Origin of the sequence: Anaerobacillus sp. 1_MG-2023 (genome assembly GCF_030547345.1) — a bacterium.
Lineage (GTDB): Bacteria > Bacillota > Bacilli > Bacillales > Guptibacillaceae > Guptibacillus > Guptibacillus hwajinpoensis_B.
In genome coordinates, this window is the sequence record NZ_JAUORD010000002.1 from 105,347 (window position 1) to 120,552 (window position 15,206).

General features: G+C 39.1%; 15 protein-coding genes, 1 tRNA gene and 1 other annotated feature (1 of these 17 cut by a window edge). Of the genes, 15 read left to right on the forward strand and 1 reads right to left on the reverse strand.

Features of this window, described 5'->3' with window-relative positions; translation table 11 throughout:
- The first annotated feature begins 111 nt into the window (after positions 1-111).
- Positions 112-187: transfer RNA gene (locus tag Q4550_RS04295), tRNA-Phe, on the forward strand.
- A gap of 270 nt (positions 188-457) precedes the next feature.
- A complete protein-coding gene (locus Q4550_RS04300) occupies positions 458-1,069 on the forward strand; it encodes a superoxide dismutase (RefSeq protein ID WP_194222182.1) in 612 nt (203 codons plus the stop codon).
- Between the two features lie 48 nt (positions 1,070-1,117).
- Here Q4550_RS04300 and Q4550_RS04305 read toward each other — a convergent pair whose 3' ends face one another.
- Positions 1,118-1,408, reverse strand: coding sequence for a hypothetical protein (locus tag Q4550_RS04305; RefSeq protein ID WP_303530607.1), 291 nt, complete (start codon positions 1,406-1,408; stop codon positions 1,118-1,120).
- A gap of 101 nt (positions 1,409-1,509) precedes the next feature.
- Here Q4550_RS04305 and Q4550_RS04310 point away from each other — a divergent pair, with 101 nt between their 5' ends.
- The 13 genes from Q4550_RS04310 (at position 1,510) to Q4550_RS04370 (ending at position 14,921) form a co-directional block, all read left to right on the forward strand.
- Positions 1,510-2,754, forward strand: coding sequence for an MFS transporter (locus Q4550_RS04310; RefSeq protein WP_303530608.1), 1,245 nt, complete (start codon positions 1,510-1,512; stop codon positions 2,752-2,754).
- Between the two features lie 112 nt (positions 2,755-2,866).
- Complete coding sequence (locus Q4550_RS04315) at positions 2,867-4,888, forward strand: peptidoglycan D,D-transpeptidase FtsI family protein (protein WP_303530609.1); 2,022 nt, start codon at positions 2,867-2,869, stop codon at positions 4,886-4,888.
- 284 nt (positions 4,889-5,172) lie between these two features.
- On the forward strand, positions 5,173-6,135 hold the full coding sequence (locus Q4550_RS04320; RefSeq protein ID WP_303530610.1) for a PstS family phosphate ABC transporter substrate-binding protein: 963 nt from the start codon (positions 5,173-5,175) through the stop codon (positions 6,133-6,135).
- Between the two features lie 79 nt (positions 6,136-6,214).
- A complete protein-coding gene (gene pstC / locus Q4550_RS04325) occupies positions 6,215-7,147 on the forward strand; it encodes a phosphate ABC transporter permease subunit PstC (RefSeq protein WP_303530611.1) in 933 nt (310 codons plus the stop codon).
- Complete coding sequence (gene pstA, locus Q4550_RS04330) at positions 7,147-8,025, forward strand: phosphate ABC transporter permease PstA (protein WP_303530613.1); 879 nt, start codon at positions 7,147-7,149, stop codon at positions 8,023-8,025. The genes pstC and pstA overlap by 1 nt, the downstream gene beginning before the upstream one ends.
- Before the next feature lie 54 nt (positions 8,026-8,079).
- Positions 8,080-8,889, forward strand: coding sequence for a phosphate ABC transporter ATP-binding protein PstB (gene pstB / locus Q4550_RS04335; RefSeq protein WP_194222175.1), 810 nt, complete (start codon positions 8,080-8,082; stop codon positions 8,887-8,889).
- A 21-nt stretch (positions 8,890-8,910) separates the two neighbouring features.
- Positions 8,911-9,570 carry a phosphate signaling complex protein PhoU gene (gene phoU / locus Q4550_RS04340; RefSeq protein ID WP_194222174.1) on the forward strand — a complete coding sequence of 220 codons (660 nt, stop codon included), beginning with the start codon at positions 8,911-8,913 and terminating at the stop codon, positions 9,568-9,570.
- Between the two features lie 117 nt (positions 9,571-9,687).
- Positions 9,688-11,670 (forward strand): glycoside hydrolase family 15 protein, encoded by a 1,983-nt coding sequence (locus tag Q4550_RS04345; protein WP_303530616.1) that lies wholly within the window; start codon positions 9,688-9,690, stop codon positions 11,668-11,670.
- Positions 11,671-11,746: 76 nt separating this feature from the next.
- The gene (rpmG, locus tag Q4550_RS04350; protein ID WP_048308894.1) at positions 11,747-11,896 is read left to right on the forward strand and encodes a 50S ribosomal protein L33; all 150 of its coding nucleotides are present in this window, start codon (positions 11,747-11,749) and stop codon (positions 11,894-11,896) included.
- Between the two features lie 78 nt (positions 11,897-11,974).
- The gene (locus Q4550_RS04355; protein WP_194222172.1) at positions 11,975-12,541 is read left to right on the forward strand and encodes a 5-formyltetrahydrofolate cyclo-ligase; all 567 of its coding nucleotides are present in this window, start codon (positions 11,975-11,977) and stop codon (positions 12,539-12,541) included.
- Positions 12,538-13,308, forward strand: coding sequence for a DUF92 domain-containing protein (locus Q4550_RS04360; RefSeq protein ID WP_303530620.1), 771 nt, complete (start codon positions 12,538-12,540; stop codon positions 13,306-13,308). The genes Q4550_RS04355 and Q4550_RS04360 overlap by 4 nt, the downstream gene beginning before the upstream one ends.
- A complete protein-coding gene (mobA, locus tag Q4550_RS04365) occupies positions 13,305-13,901 on the forward strand; it encodes a molybdenum cofactor guanylyltransferase (protein WP_303531121.1) in 597 nt (198 codons plus the stop codon). Before Q4550_RS04360 ends, mobA begins: the two co-directional genes overlap by 4 nt.
- Positions 13,902-14,921 carry a ThiF family adenylyltransferase gene (locus Q4550_RS04370; RefSeq protein ID WP_303530622.1) on the forward strand — a complete coding sequence of 340 codons (1,020 nt, stop codon included), beginning with the start codon at positions 13,902-13,904 and terminating at the stop codon, positions 14,919-14,921.
- A 112-nt stretch (positions 14,922-15,033) separates the two neighbouring features.
- Positions 15,034-15,206: a binding site (T-box leader), on the forward strand (it continues 27 nt past the right edge of the window).

A 15,206-nucleotide genomic window follows, 5' to 3' on the forward strand; every position in this document is an offset into this window, starting at 1 on the left:
GAATTTAATTGGAGTGCTCCAGGGGCAACCTAAGCTCATAGCAAGGCCAAATTACTTTTGATGTAAATGCAAACTACATACTAATTAAAATTAATACTGATAACATGATTTGGCTCTGTAGCTCAGTCGGTAGAGCAGAGGACTGAAAATCCTCGTGTCGGCGGTTCGATTCCGTCCGGAGCCACCACTCAATAAAGATCCCACTCGTCAATTAATGACGAGTTTTTTTATGTTTTATGCATGTTATTACGGTGTTAATTCTCGATTTTATTCGTTAAGATGTTTAATTCTATATACTGAGGGGAAACTTTATCTGTGTTGCGGAAATTCAAAGGTTTATTATTTGAAAACGCATGACAATTCTGCTAGTGTAAACATGTGACGACATCATGTTCAAGTGGTGGCTAACGCTACCCTAACAGCAAGTTACATACTATATTTAAGGAGGAGATTCACAATGGCTAAATTTGAACTACCAGAACTACCTTACGACTACAATGCACTAGAACCACACATCGATGAAGAAACAATGAAGATCCACCACGACAAGCACCATAACGCATATGTAACAAAGTTAAATGGTGCACTAGAAGGTCATGAGGAGCATGCATCTAAGAGCCTTGAAGATCTTCTTGGCAACCTTGACGCACTTCCTGAAGGCATTCGAACTGCTGTTCGAAACAATGGTGGCGGACACGCTAACCACTCACTTTTCTGGCAATTGCTAAGCCCTAACGGTGGCGGCGAACCATCAGGTGATCTAAGCGAAGCACTTAAAAAGAAATTTGGTAGCTTTGAAAGCTTTAAAGAAGAATTTGCTAATGCTGCAGCTGGTCGTTTTGGATCAGGCTGGGCTTGGCTAGTAGTAAAAGGTGGAGAACTTGAAGTAACAAGCACTCCAAACCAAGATACTCCAGTAATGGAAGGTGTTACACCAATTCTTGGGCTAGATGTTTGGGAGCATGCTTATTATCTTAAGTATCAAAACAAACGTCCTGATTATATCGCTGCATTCTGGAATGTAGTTAACTGGGATGAAGTTGCAAAGCGTTACGAAGCAGCTAAATAATTTACCAAGCTTTCAAAACCCCCAACATTTATGTTGGGGGTTTTTCTATTATGGTTCGATTAAGGTATAAATTGTTCCTAAATGGTGTAGTGTGAAATTTATTAAAAAATCTGTAAAATCACAGCCGGTTTCAAAATCATGAGGTGTACAAATCAGAACTTGATGATCTGTGATTGTCAATGAGATGAGGTCATTTCGATATTGGATTTGAAGATAGTGCCTCATCCTATTAATAAAGAACGAGTATTCATCAACTTTTATATGATGTTGAACTCTTTGAAGTAGTTGGATTCGACTGTCTTTAGTAATGTAGTCTGTCCGATATAGAAAGTAATACATACCTAGTCCCCTTTCAAAAACAGTTTATCCTTTTTGTTTCATCCGCATAACGAACAGAATTTAAGTCAAAATAAGGGTGGATGAAAAAAGGGGAGTTTGTTATGAAAGTTATAAAACATATGATTGGTGAGATAGAGGTAACAAAAGATTTGTTGTTATTACTTACAATCGGTGGTTTATACGCGCTGAGTATTGCGCTCTCAAATACGTTCGTAAATGTTTACTTGTGGAAGCAGTCTGGTGAGTTTGCGGATATAGGTATATACAACCTTGCTGCGGTTATAAGTCAGCCGCTTACCTTTATTCTCGCTGGTAGATGGGCTAAGAAAATGGATAGAGTTATTGTACTGCGGATTGGAGTGATTTTTCTCGCTCTTTTCTATATAACAGTGCTTTTTCTTGGTCAGAACGCTAGTCATTTGCTTATCTTACTGGGCGCTTTACTTGGAATAGGGTTTGGCTTTTATTGGCTTGCATTTAATGTGCTAACATTCGAAATTACAGAACCGGACACAAGGGATTTTTTTAATGGATTCCTTGGTTTACTTACATCTTTCGCTGGGATGATTGGGCCAATATTTGCTGGTGTTATTATTTCAAGTCTAGAAGCATTCACGGGATACAAAGTAATATTTGCCGTCTCACTTGCTTTATTTTTCGCAGCTGTAATCTTAAGTTTCTTTCTCGAACGTCGGTCTGCCAAAGGGACCTTTTCATTTAAACGTGTTCTTCAAGAAAGAAAAGCGAATGCAGATTGGCTTAACATTTTGCACGCGCATTTTTTTCAAGGTATAAGAGAAGGTACTTTTATTTTCATTATCGTTGTCCTTGTTTTTATTACGACGGAAAGTGAGCTTGCAATTGGTACATTTGGACTTGTTAATTCAGGTGTGTCATTTTTAGCTTATTATTTGGCGACGAGATTGATTAAACCGCGATATCGTAAGAAGGCTATTTTATATGGCGGGCTTATTCTTTACGCTTCGGTTTTCTTGCTTGTATCCGACCTAACGTTTGCCCGGTTGTTAATGTATGGTGTTTGTATTTCTCTTGCTTATCCACTTTTACTTGTCCCCTACATTTCGCTCACTTACGATGTGATCGGTAAGGCTTGGAATGCAGCAGAAATGCGGATTGAGTACATTGTCGTTCGAGAGGTGTACTTAAACTTAGGACGAATTGTTTCCGTTCTTTTATTCTTATTAACAGTAGCGTTATTCGATGATGTAACGAGCATTCCGATTTTGTTATTAATTGTTGGTGCTGGCCATTCGTTTATTTACCTGTTTGTAAGAAAACTTCAAGCTCCCCATCCCTCAAACCCTTCTCCTGACACCGTACAATAGCTCATTAGACTCTTTACTTTTTTTATATCACTAAGTATAGTAAGTAGAAGAGAGAGCAGAGACACCTGTCTGGAACAGGTGTCTATATTTGTTTAAAGGAAGGGAGTCAATCGTGAAAACGAAAAAAAAGAAAAATCATGTGCCTTTAAGGCTCAGTATATTATTTTTATCTGTATTCCTTCTGTTTTCTACATTAATACTTCGACTGGGCGTTATACAGATTGTAAACGGTGAAGAATACGAACGTGTTTCTGAGCAAACTGAGAATGTTACAGCAGAATCAACAGCACCTCGTGGAAAAATGTATGATCGTTATGGGCGAGTTCTGGTTGATAATAACCCGGAATTTGCACTTACATATATCCGAACGCAGAATACTAAGCAAGCTGAGAGACTTGAATTAGCTCAGAAATTAGCAGGGTATATTGAAAAAGATACAGATGATGTCATTGACCGAGATCTTAAAGATTATTGGATTGTGACGAATCCGGAAAAAGCGAAGGCGAAGCTAACGGAAAAAGAGTGGGAAGCACTTGAGTCGAGTGAAGCTTACCAACTCCAAATTGAACGGATTAATGATGAGGATTTAGCAGAGATTAAGAACGATCCAAAAGAACTTGAGGTAGCTGCTATCAAAAGGGCGATGGATACTGGTTATGCCTTATCCTCTCAAACAATTAAGGTAGGTTTAACTGAAGATGAAATTGCTAAAGTAAGTGAAAACCTTGGTTCGCTACCTGGAATAGAAATTCAAGCAGACGCCACTCGAGAATATCCTTATGGAAATACTCTGCAAACGATTTTCGGAAGGGTCGGACCTATCCCTAAAGATGAGTTAGATTATTATGGTTTGAGAGATTATGAAAGAAATGACAAAGTAGGTATTAGCTATCTCGAGAAAGAGTACGAAGAGTACTTAAAAGGTCAAAAAGAAAAGCAAACCTACGTGACCGACAAATCGGGAGAGCCAATTGGTGAACCAAAAGTAATTGAAGGTCAAAGAGGAAACGATTTGGTCCTCTCACTAGACATCGATCTTCAAAAGGAAGTCGAGAAAATTTTGGATGAAGAGCTTCGTGATGCAAGACAATATGGGGCAACACGAGGCTATGTAGTCATGATGGATCCCAAAACAGGTGAAGTCCTTTCTCTTGCTGGTAAGGAATATAGCAACGGAGAGTTTAAAGACCGGACGTTTGGAGTGATCGGTGACTCCTACGCAATGGGATCGACTGTTAAAGGAGCAACAGTGTTAACCGGTTATCAGTATGATGCTATTAACCCGAATACGACACTTGTGGATGAAGTTTTATACTTTAAGGACGAAGGTAAAAAATCTTCTTATACGGCTAATGCTATGGGACCTATTTCAGACTTAGTTGCTCTACAAAGATCTTCAAACGTATATATGTGGAAAATCGCGATGAAGATGGCTGGCTATGACTATGCTCCTTACGAAAGCAGTAGTTATGACCCGTCAGCTTACGATGAGCTAAAAGAGTCATTCTCTCAGTTTGGTCTAGGTGTTAAAACCGGGGTTGATCTCCCTGGTGAAAGTGCAGGATTAAACGGAGGTGTGAATGAATTCGGAAAAATCCTCGATTTTGCAATTGGACAGTATGATACGTATACACCAATGCAAATGGCTCAGTATACTTCTACCATCGCAAATGGTGGCTATCGTATTGAGCCACACATTTTAAAAGAGGTTCATGAACCTTCTGAAAAAGATGGTCTTTCAAATACCATTCTTTTTCAAAATACTCCAGAGGTGTTAAACAAAATTAAAATGAGTGAAGAAGAAGTGACACATGTCCAAAAAGGGATGTGGATGGTTATGAATACGGCAAATGGAACTGCAGGTACACATTATCCTTACTTCCAAAGTGATGATTATCAAGCTGCTGGAAAGACTGGAACAGCGCAAATCGGAGATGGATATAATTTAACCCTTGTTGGCTATGCGCCCTATGATAATCCCGAAGTAGCCTTTTCTGTAGTAGTTCCAGAAGTGAATGACTCTTCTTCAGGATATGTTAATAAAAAAATAGGTGGACGCGTTCTAGATGCTTATTTTGATTTAAAAGATGAAGCGAAGAAACCTATTGAGGCTAACCAAAAAGAAACAGAATAGCATTTCATGAAAAACCGCTGAAAAGCGGTTTTTTTGTTTAAGGACAAATGAATGAATAATATTTGTCAGATTGAGGTGAAGTGATAGGCTGAATGCATAGCAAAAGTAAGGTATGCCCCAAAAAGACTTATTTAAACGTTTTCCGACACGCATTTACAATCTCTTTACATACGGTTTATATGACATTAATATCTAGCCTGTATTCTAAGAATTGTGATTGAGAGACCAGTACACAAACAACCTGGTTGGTCACAAGTACAAACATCCATTTAGGGGGAAATTACATGAAGTTCAAAGGTATTATGCTCATGGTAGTTATGTCGCTAGTAATGGTTTTCGCATCAGCTTGCGGAAACAACTCTGGTAATACAGAAAACTCTGGTAGCACAAACAGCGATGGTGAAGTTTCTGGAGACGTACTAATGGACGGATCTTCTACAGTATTTCCAATCATGGAAGCTGTCGCTGAAGAATATGCTTCTGCACAACCTGACGTAAAAGTAAGTGTAGGTGTTTCGGGATCTGGTGGTGGATTCGAAAAGTTTGCAGCTGGAGAAACAGACATGAGTAACGCTTCTCGTCCGATTAAAGAAGAAGAAGTTTCGGCGCTTGAAGAAGCTGGTATTGAATTCACTGAATTTGAAATCGCAAAAGACGGTCTTTCTATCGTTGTTAACTCTGAAAATGACTGGATAGATCAACTTACAATCGACGAGCTTAATATGATCTGGACTGGCAAAGCAACAATGTGGAGTGACGTTAACTCTGAATGGCCTGAAGAAAAAATCGAATTATTTAGCCCGGGTACGGACTCTGGTACGTATGATTACTTTAATGAAGTTGTTCTAGAAGATGAGCAAATGGTAAAAGAAGCAACACTTTCTGAAGACGATAATGTACTTGTGAATGGTGTAACTGGTTCTAAAAACGGTATGGCATTCTTCGGATATGCTTACTATCTTGAAAATAAAGATAGATTAAATGTTATTCCAATTGTTAACGGTGAGGGCGAAGCAATAGAGCCGAATGCAGAGACAATTCAAGACGGATCTTATGAACCACTTTCCCGTCCACTATTCACTTATGTGAAGCATTCTGCAGTAACTGACAATCCAGCTGTTTATGATTTCACTAAATATGCACTTGAGAACGCTGGAGATATGGCTGAAGCAGTAGGTTACGTAGCTCTTCCAGAAGAAAAGTATACAGAAGATATGGATAAGCTAAACGAAATCGCTGGTAAATAAGAATAAATTAAAGCAGATTGGTGAGGAGTTCATACTCCTCACTTAATCCTGTTTTGCTCTTTGTGAGGGGGAGTAATAAATGCAAAGCTCAGTTCGTCAAATGATTAAAGACAAAAAAGAGAAAAATCAAACACGAGCAAAGTTTATGGAGAAACTTGTACCGGGCTTATTGCTTTTATGTGCAATTATTTCTGTATTAACAACGCTCGGAATTGTGTTTACACTGATTGTCGAAACAATCACCTTTTTTAACCATGTGTCTATTGTTGAGTTTTTTACAAACAAAGATTGGTATCCATTCTTTGAAAGTGATCCTGATTACGGTATTTGGCCACTTATTTCAGGAACACTTATGATTACTGGAATTGCCATGCTGGTTGCTATCCCGTTTGGTCTTGCAGCAGCCATTTATTTGAGTGAATATGCAAGTGATCGTGTAAGAAGATTTATCAAACCGATTCTAGAAGTATTAGCAGGTATTCCAACAATTGTGTATGGTTTTTTTGCTTTAACCTTTGTCACACCTGTACTACAGAACATTATTCCGAGCTTACCGATCTTTAATGCGTTAAGTCCTGGTATAGTTATTGGAATCATGATTATCCCTATGATTGCATCGCTTTCTGAGGATGCGATGAGTTCTGTTCCGAATGCAATTAGAGAAGGTGCGCTTGGTGTTGGGGCAACTCGTTTTGAAGTAGCTGTGAAAGTTGTGTTGCCAGCAGCTTTATCAGGAATTATCGCATCCTTTGTGCTTGCGATTTCTCGAGCAATTGGTGAAACGATGATTGTCACAGTAGCGGGTGGTGCGACACCTAAGCTTACATTAGATGTTACGGAATCGATCCAAACGATGACATCTTATATTGTCCAGGTAAGTCTTGGTGATGCCGGATTTGGAACGACAATCTATTACAGCATTTATGCTGTCGGTATGACGCTCTTCCTATTCACGCTTATCATGAACCTTATCGCGCAATATATTTCTCGTAGATTCAGGGAGGAATACTAATGCAATTAGTAGATCAGGCAAAAGTTAAAAGTAGAATGCAAACCAGATTAACACAAAATAAAATTCTTAAAGGAATCTTTTTTGGTGCAACGATGTTTGCCCTTGTTGTACTTGTTATCTTGTTATATCGGATATTCACTCAAGGAATTGGTTATCTCGACCTTCAGTTCTTTCAAAATTTCGCATCTCGTTTCCCTGAGAAAGCAGGGATCAAAGCAGCCTTCTTTGGTTCACTTTGGTTAATGACTGTGATTGCTCCAGTTTCACTCATTCTTGGTGTAGGAACTGCGATATATCTCGAAGAGTACGCAAAGAAAAATAAGTTTACAACTTTTATTCAAATCAATATATCCAATTTGGCAGGCGTACCTTCAATCGTTTTTGGTTTGCTCGGACTAACTGTATTTGTTCGTATGTTAGAAATGGGGCGTAGTGTTCTTGCAGGTGGACTGACGATGAGCTTGCTTATTCTACCAATTATTGTAGTAGCAGCTCAAGAAGCCGTTCGCTCTGTTCCAAAAGAATTACGTGAAGCTTCTTATGCAATGGGTGCTACAAAATGGCAAACCATCAAGAAAGTAGTACTTCCTGCTGCTATTCCTGGAATCCTTACAGGAGGAATTCTTGCCCTTTCTCGAGCAATTGGGGAAACAGCTCCACTTCTAATGATTGGTGCACTAACGTTTGTAGCCTATTTACCCGAGAATTTACTGTCTGGATTTACAGTAATGCCTATTCAAATTTTCAACTGGACAAGTCGTCCACAAACCGAATTCCACGATGTAGCAGCAGCTGGTATTATTGTACTTCTCGCAATGTTGCTCATTATGAATTCAATTGCTGTATTAATACGAAATAAATTCTCAAAGAGACTGTAGATTGAATAAAACTCTCATCAATGTGAAAAGGGGATTTTGAAATTGAAAACAATCATGGATGAAAAAAAAGTTGTGAAAGCTCCTCGTTCAGAAAAACAGAATAAAGAGGAGAAATCAGTTTATAGCATTCAAAATTTTAATCTTTGGTACGGTAAAGATCAAGCACTTAAAGATATCAAATTTGAAATTCCAGAAAATCAGGTAACAGCCATCATCGGGCCATCTGGATGTGGGAAATCAACCTTTATTAAAGCACTTAACAGAATGGTAGAAATGGTGCCGATTGTTAAAATGTCTGGTGATATTAATTATCGAGGGAAAAACATTTTTGAAAACAAATATAAAGTAGAAGACTTGCGCACAAAGGTAGGTATGGTTTTTCAGAAACCGAATCCATTTCCAAAGTCAATCTATGAAAATGTTGTTTATGGGCCTAAAATTCATGGAATTAAAAATAAAAAGGTTTTAGATGAAATCGTAGAAAAAAGCTTAAAAGGGGCGGCGCTTTGGGAAGAAGTAAAAGATCGTCTTAACGAGAATGCCTACGGTTTATCCGGTGGGCAGCAGCAGCGTCTTTGCATTGCGCGTTGTCTTGCTATTGAGCCTGACGTGATTCTAATGGATGAACCAACTTCTGCTCTTGACCCAATTTCTACCCTTAAAGTAGAAGAGCTTGTTCAGGAATTGAAGAAGGATTTCAGTATTATTATTGTGACACACAATATGCAACAAGCAGCTCGTATCTCTGATAAAACCGCCTTTTTCTTAAACGGTGAAGTTGTTGAGTTTTCTGATACGAATCAGCTGTTTTCTAATCCAACTGACAAGCGTACAGAAGATTATATTACAGGCCGTTTCGGTTAATAAATTCGGGGGTGAGCAACCATGGTAGTAAGAGAGAATTTCCAGGAACAGTTAGATGAGATAAAGTCACAACTACTTGAACTCGGATCACTAGCACAAATAGCAGTTGATGATGCGATTACAGCATTAAAAGCTCAGGATGTTAACAAAGCTCTTGAGATCATTGAAAATGATCATAAAATAAACAGACTTGAGGAAGAAATTAATGAAAGAGCGATCTGGTTAATTGCCAAAGAGCAGCCGCTTGCAACAGATTTGAGAAGACTCATCTCAGCACTTAAAATTACAACAGATGTTGAGCGTGTTGGAGATCTTGCGGTCAACATTGCAAAGTCGATTATCCGGATTGGCGACAAGCCATTCGTAAAGCCAATCGAAGAAATTCCAGCACTAGCTGAGAAAGCAAATAACATGTTGAGAGAAGTTCTTGCGTCTTTCTATGACGAAGATGTGAATAAGGCTATGGCTGTTGCTGATGCAGATGATGAAATTGACAACATGTATGGTCGTCTTGTAAAGGAGCTACTTGAGTTAATGACCGAACATCCTGAAAGTGTTAGTCAAATTCAACAGCTTTCATTTATATGCCGCTATGTTGAACGTATTGGTGATCACTGTACGAACATTTCCGAAAGCGTGATTTATGTTGTGAAGGGGAAACGATACGACCTTAATGCATAGTGATCGAACCATACTCTAAATGAGAGTGTGGTTTTTTTATATAATTAGAAAGCTTATGTAATGACCTGTCCACTCGTGCAATAAACTAGTGTAGGAGATGGATAGGAGGTAGCAAAAATGCCAAGACACTTAGTGATAGGAAATGGACAACTGCTTATAAATATGGATCAGTTTCTTCAAATACGAGATATTTATTATCCGTATGTTGGGCAGCAAAATCACGTTCAAGGTCATGCAAATCGTATAGGGGTTTGGGTAGATGGGAAATTTTCATGGTTACATTCATCTGAATGGGAGATTCAGCCTAATTATGATCAAGACACGCTGGTAACATATAGTACAGCTGTCCATCCTCATCTCGGACTTAAGCTTGTGTTTGAAGAGGGAGTCCATCAGCGTGAGATGCTGATGATTCGTAAGATTACCATTCATAACCTTGAAGGTCAAAGACGTGACGTTAGGATTTTTTTTCACCAAGATCTGAATATTTATGAAACTGAAGTAGGCGATACAGCTTATTATTGTCCGGATACTAAGTCGATGATTCATTACAAACGATATCGATATTTTCTTTTTAATGGTGAAATAGATGGGGCAGGGATTAAACAGTATACTTCTGGTGTGAAACGATTCCAGGCTGCAGAAGGTACGTGGCGCGATGCTGAAGACGGCCACTTACATGTGAACCCCATCGCGCAGGGATCAGTAGATAGCACATTTTCTTTGGAAACGAAGTTGGAACCTAACAGTGAGAAAGTAGCCTATTATTGGATGACAGTTGGAAGAACGAAGGAAGAAGTTAGTAGTATTCATGAGTATGTAAGTGAGATTGGAACACAATTGACTGTAGAAAAAATTCGGATGTATTGGAACCGATGGGTGAATAAGTCGGTGTTACCTGAGACAGACTTAGGGGCGGACATTCTTTCACTTTATAAAAGAAGCTTATTAATTGTTCGAACGCAAACCAACCAAAATGGAACGATTATTGCGGCGAATGATTCAGACATTTTGCATTACAATCGAGACCATTATAGTTATATGTGGCCAAGAGATGGCGCTCTCATTGCTTCAGCGATGTCAAAAGCAGGTTACCATGGAATGGTGGCGAACTTCTATCGCTGCTGTGCAGAGCTTCTTTCAAAAGAAGGGTATTTACATCACAAATACAATCCTGATGGCTCTGTAGGATCGAGCTGGCATCCCTATGTGGATCGCTTAAAGCAATCTCAGCTTCCAATACAAGAAGATGAAACTGCTCTTGTTCTCTGGGCTTTTTGGGAGCATTATCAATCGACAGGAGATATTGAATTTGCTCAATCGCTCTATAAGTTCTTAGTACGGCCAGGAGCTAAGTTCTTGTTGCAATTTATGGATGAAGCGCTAGATTTGCCACTTCCTTCTTACGATCTTTGGGAAGAGCGATTTGGAATTTTTAGCTTTACAGCTTCCGCTTGCTATGGAGGTTTGATGGCAGCTCATTCGTTTGCAAGGCTATTTGGTGAAGATGACCGCGCTGATAGCTATTTTGAAGGGGCACAGCGGATCAAAAAAGGAATTGAGACACATTTATATGATAAGACCCGTTCCTGCTTTATCCGGGGGTTGTACCGCAATGGCGAGTCTGGAGAGATAACGAAGGATTATACAATAGAAAGCAGTTTGTTTGGTCTATTTGCTTTTGGAGTATTCCCTGCAGATGATCCAAGGGTTGTTCGTACAATGGAAGAAATTGAAAAACGCCTGTCTGTCAAAACAAGTATAGGCGGGGTAGCACGTTATGTTAGTGATTATTATTTTCAACAATCACAAAATGTAGAAGAAGTACCAGGCAATCCGTGGGTTATTTGTACTCTATGGATCGCTAAATGGAAAATTTCTAGTGCTCAAACGATTGAACAACTTCGCGATGCGAAGAATCATATTGATTGGGTATTTAAGCAAGCCCTCACAAGTGGTATACTACCTGAACAGGTTCATCCTTACACGGGTAAACCACTATCTGTAGCACCCTTAACCTGGTCGCATGCAACGTACGTAGATGTGGTGAAGGATTATCTTGAGAAATATGAGTCACTTTCTTCAACAAAAACAACTTGATTGAATGAGATATGTTTGTTATCATAATGAAGTATGTTGTTAAATGAACAGTTTGATAGGATTTGGAGGGATATTCATGCGCGTACAAATTACATTGGCTTGCACTGAAACAGGCGATCGTAACTACATCACGACGAAGAACAAACGTACTAACCCTGATCGTCTTGAACTTAAAAAATACAGCCCAAGACTTAAAAAGCAGACGTTACATCGCGAAACAAAGTAAGCAGTAGGATATCCTACTGCTTTTTTATTTGCACATTTTCTCGTAAACTAATAGAAGAGAAAAGTAGGAGGAATGATGATGCAATCAAAACATGAATGGCGAACAAACATGAAAGTGAAATTAAAAGAAATTAGTGCTGATGAGAAAATATTGCTTGATGAACAAATACGTGAACGTCTTTATACATATGAACCATTCAAAAAGGCTGAAACGATCGGATTAACCGTGGCAATGAAAGGTGAAATAAATACGAAGAAAATTATAGAAAAAGCTTGGACTGATGGAAAGAGAGTAGCAGTCCCGAAGTGTAATCCGAAGACGAAGCAGATGACTTTTCGCTACTTAACAGAGTGGGATCAGCTAGAAAGCGTTTATTTTGGGTTGGAAGAACCTCGCCCCGATAAAACAGTAGTATGTCCCCCAGAAGAAATAAATCTTTTGCTTGTTCCTGGTCTCATTTTTGATCTTAATGGCTTTAGGATTGGATTTGGTGGCGGTTTCTATGATCGATATTTGCAACACTATTCAAACTCAACCGTATCCCTTGCCTATCAATTTCAAGTCGTTGAAAAGGTGCCAACCGAATCTTTTGACGTACCTGTGGAAGCCATCATTACTAATGAACAGCTTGTTAACGTAAAATGATCATTTACGCTTTTTTAAGTGCTATAACAGGTGTTTTAGGATATAAAGTTCATGCACTTTCGAGAAATGGAGCAATAGCCGCCACAGGTGTTGGGTGCGCGATCGCACTAGGTTTTGGCTGGAAAGGGCTCTTGCTTCTTGGTATCTTTTTTTTAACTTCTACTATATGGAGTAAGTATAAAGCGCAGTTAAAAGATGGCGTGGAACAAATTGTTGAAAAGGGCGCTTCGAGAGATCAGTATCAAGTTCTTGCAAATGGTGGGGTTGCTGCTTTCGCTGGAATAATGATGCTTTTATTCCCTGGGGATGTATGGCTGTTTATTTTTCTAAGTGCGATTGCCACTTCTAATTCTGATACCTGGGCATCTGAACTTGGCGTTCTCTCAAAGCGACGCCCCCTTCATATAATAACGATGAAATTCGTTCCGGCAGGCACTTCTGGAGCTATTAGTATGCCAGGTATATTGGCGTCTTTGCTCGGAGCTGGTTTAATTGGAGGAGTTGGTTCACTTGTTTTTGACTTATCTTATCTAGGGTTAGTTATTGTTACGGTCGCAGGATTTGTCGGCTGTTTAAGCGATACGCTGATTGGAGCAACCTTGCAAGAAGAATTAAAATGTCAGAAATGTGGTTCAAAAACCGAACGCCATATGCATTGTGGAAATAAGACAGTCAAAATCAGCGGTATAAAAGGATTTAATAATGACGTGGTCAATTTCGCCTCGTCTATGATTGGCGCTCTTGTGGGAGGGGCATGGTGGTTATGAAAATAATAGGTACATTGCTAGCAGGAGGGGAGTCTAGAAGGTTTGGATCCCCAAAAGCATTTGCCACTTATCACGGCAAGCCTTTTTATGAAGTGGTACTGAATCAACTTCACCCTGTTGTAAATGAATCCATTATCGTAACAAATAGAGATTTATTAGAGCAGTTTAGCATGAGCACATCAGAAGAGATAAGAGTGATAAGAGATGAGGAAAAATTTGTAGGGATGGGACCGCTAGCAGGTCTTTATTCTGGGATGACTCAAACGAATGGTGATCTTTATCTAACGGTCGCTTGTGATATGCCGTTCGTAACAGATGGTCTATTTTCTACACTAATTGAAGAAATGATCAAACATCCAGAAGCAATGGCCGTCATACCGGTGAGCTCAGGAAGAAGCCAGCCACTCTGTGCTATCTATCATTCTTCCTGTCAATCCATTATCGAAGAGCTTCTTTTATCAGGAAAAAGAAAAATGAATGATCTTTTTGAATTAATTAATGCCCAATATATAACAGTTGAAGAACTGAGAAAGCAGTTTTTAAATGTAAATACAAAAGAAGAATATAAAATTGTTCAAAAGGAGAGAGATTAAATGGATGACTTTAAAAGGTATTCAAGACAAATGCTGTTTTCTCCTATAGGCGAAGAAGGCCAAAAGAATTTCAGTCAATCAAGGGCTCTTATTGTAGGAATGGGTGCACTAGGGACAGCGATTGCCAATCATCTTGTGCGAGCGGGCTTCGGTCATGTAAGAATTGTCGATCGTGATTATGTTGAGAAGAGCAATCTTCAAAGACAAATGCTATTTGACGAAGAGGATGTTTCTGCAGCGTTACCAAAAACAATTGCAGCCAAAAAGAAACTAGAAAAAATGAATTCCTTAGTTGAAATCGAAGCGATCATAGCGGATGTTAATGCAAGTAACGTAAGTGACCTTATGAAAGAAGTGGACTTTGTTATGGACGGGACCGATAACTTTTCCACACGTTTTCTTTTAAATGATGCTTGTTTTAAAATGAATATTCCTTTTGTATATGGTGGGGCGGTAAGTTCAAGGGGAATGACAGCACTGTTTGTTCCTGGTGAAACGCCTTGCCTTCGTTGCTTTATTCAGGGGGGCGAAGGAACGACTGGTGAAACGTGTGACACGATCGGGGTTATTTCTCCTATCGTTGATATTATAGCATCGTATCAAGTGACGGAGATTATGAAATATATAGCGGGGGACCATGAGAAGCTTCATCGCAGCCTAATGACAATGGATATTTGGCATAATCATAGTTATGCGATGAAATTTTCTTCGCCTAAAGAGGGTTGTCCAACATGCCAAACAAACGAATATCCATCATTAAAAGCGGGAGCTAAGCAGGATATCACCTCTCTATGTGGAAGAGAAACGATTCAGATACACCTTGAAAGTCATTTTGATTTAAAAGAATGGGCATCAAAGCTAGAAAAAACAACAACAGTAAAGAAAACTCCTTTCTTACTTAAAGCGCAACTTGAGGAAGGGGAAAGACTAGTGTTATTTCCAGATGGGCGGGTACTTATTCAAGGAACAGAAGATAGTGGAAGAGCAAAAGCACTCTATTCAAGATATATTGGCATGTAAAAAGCATCAGCCTTAGGCTGGTGCTTTTTGACATCTTAACTCTTATCCTTGACATAGCTCATATTCAATTATAGAATAACGATGTTACTTAAACGCACAAAAGCATAAAAGTATAAAAGCGAAGATTCAGAAAAAGTAGCTTCTCTAGATAAGCAGTCGAAGAGACCTGGTGGTTGGTGAAAACTAGGGCGTCTAGGAGTGAAATTACATTTGAGGAGCTAGGTACGGGTGATCCTCCCGATATTGAGGATATAAGTGGGCAGTTATTACTGTCAATAAGGGTGG

Coding starts and splice junctions, on each gene's coding strand:
- Q4550_RS04300 (WP_194222182.1), top strand. CDS start 458: ATGGCTAAATTTGAACTACCAGAACTACCTTACGACTACAATGCACTA.
- Q4550_RS04305 (WP_303530607.1), bottom strand. CDS start 1,408: ATGTATTACTTTCTATATCGGACAGACTACATTACTAAAGACAGTCGA.
- Q4550_RS04310 (WP_303530608.1), top strand. CDS start 1,510: ATGAAAGTTATAAAACATATGATTGGTGAGATAGAGGTAACAAAAGAT.
- Q4550_RS04320 (WP_303530610.1), top strand. CDS start 5,173: ATGAAGTTCAAAGGTATTATGCTCATGGTAGTTATGTCGCTAGTAATG.
- pstC (WP_303530611.1), top strand. CDS start 6,215: ATGCAAAGCTCAGTTCGTCAAATGATTAAAGACAAAAAAGAGAAAAAT.
- pstA (WP_303530613.1), top strand. CDS start 7,147: ATGCAATTAGTAGATCAGGCAAAAGTTAAAAGTAGAATGCAAACCAGA.
- pstB (WP_194222175.1), top strand. CDS start 8,080: ATGGATGAAAAAAAAGTTGTGAAAGCTCCTCGTTCAGAAAAACAGAAT.
- phoU (WP_194222174.1), top strand. CDS start 8,911: ATGGTAGTAAGAGAGAATTTCCAGGAACAGTTAGATGAGATAAAGTCA.
- Q4550_RS04345 (WP_303530616.1), top strand. CDS start 9,688: ATGCCAAGACACTTAGTGATAGGAAATGGACAACTGCTTATAAATATG.
- rpmG (WP_048308894.1), top strand. CDS start 11,747: ATGCGCGTACAAATTACATTGGCTTGCACTGAAACAGGCGATCGTAAC.
- Q4550_RS04355 (WP_194222172.1), top strand. CDS start 11,975: ATGCAATCAAAACATGAATGGCGAACAAACATGAAAGTGAAATTAAAA.
- Q4550_RS04360 (WP_303530620.1), top strand. CDS start 12,538: ATGATCATTTACGCTTTTTTAAGTGCTATAACAGGTGTTTTAGGATAT.
- mobA (WP_303531121.1), top strand. CDS start 13,305: ATGAAAATAATAGGTACATTGCTAGCAGGAGGGGAGTCTAGAAGGTTT.
- Q4550_RS04370 (WP_303530622.1), top strand. CDS start 13,902: ATGGATGACTTTAAAAGGTATTCAAGACAAATGCTGTTTTCTCCTATA.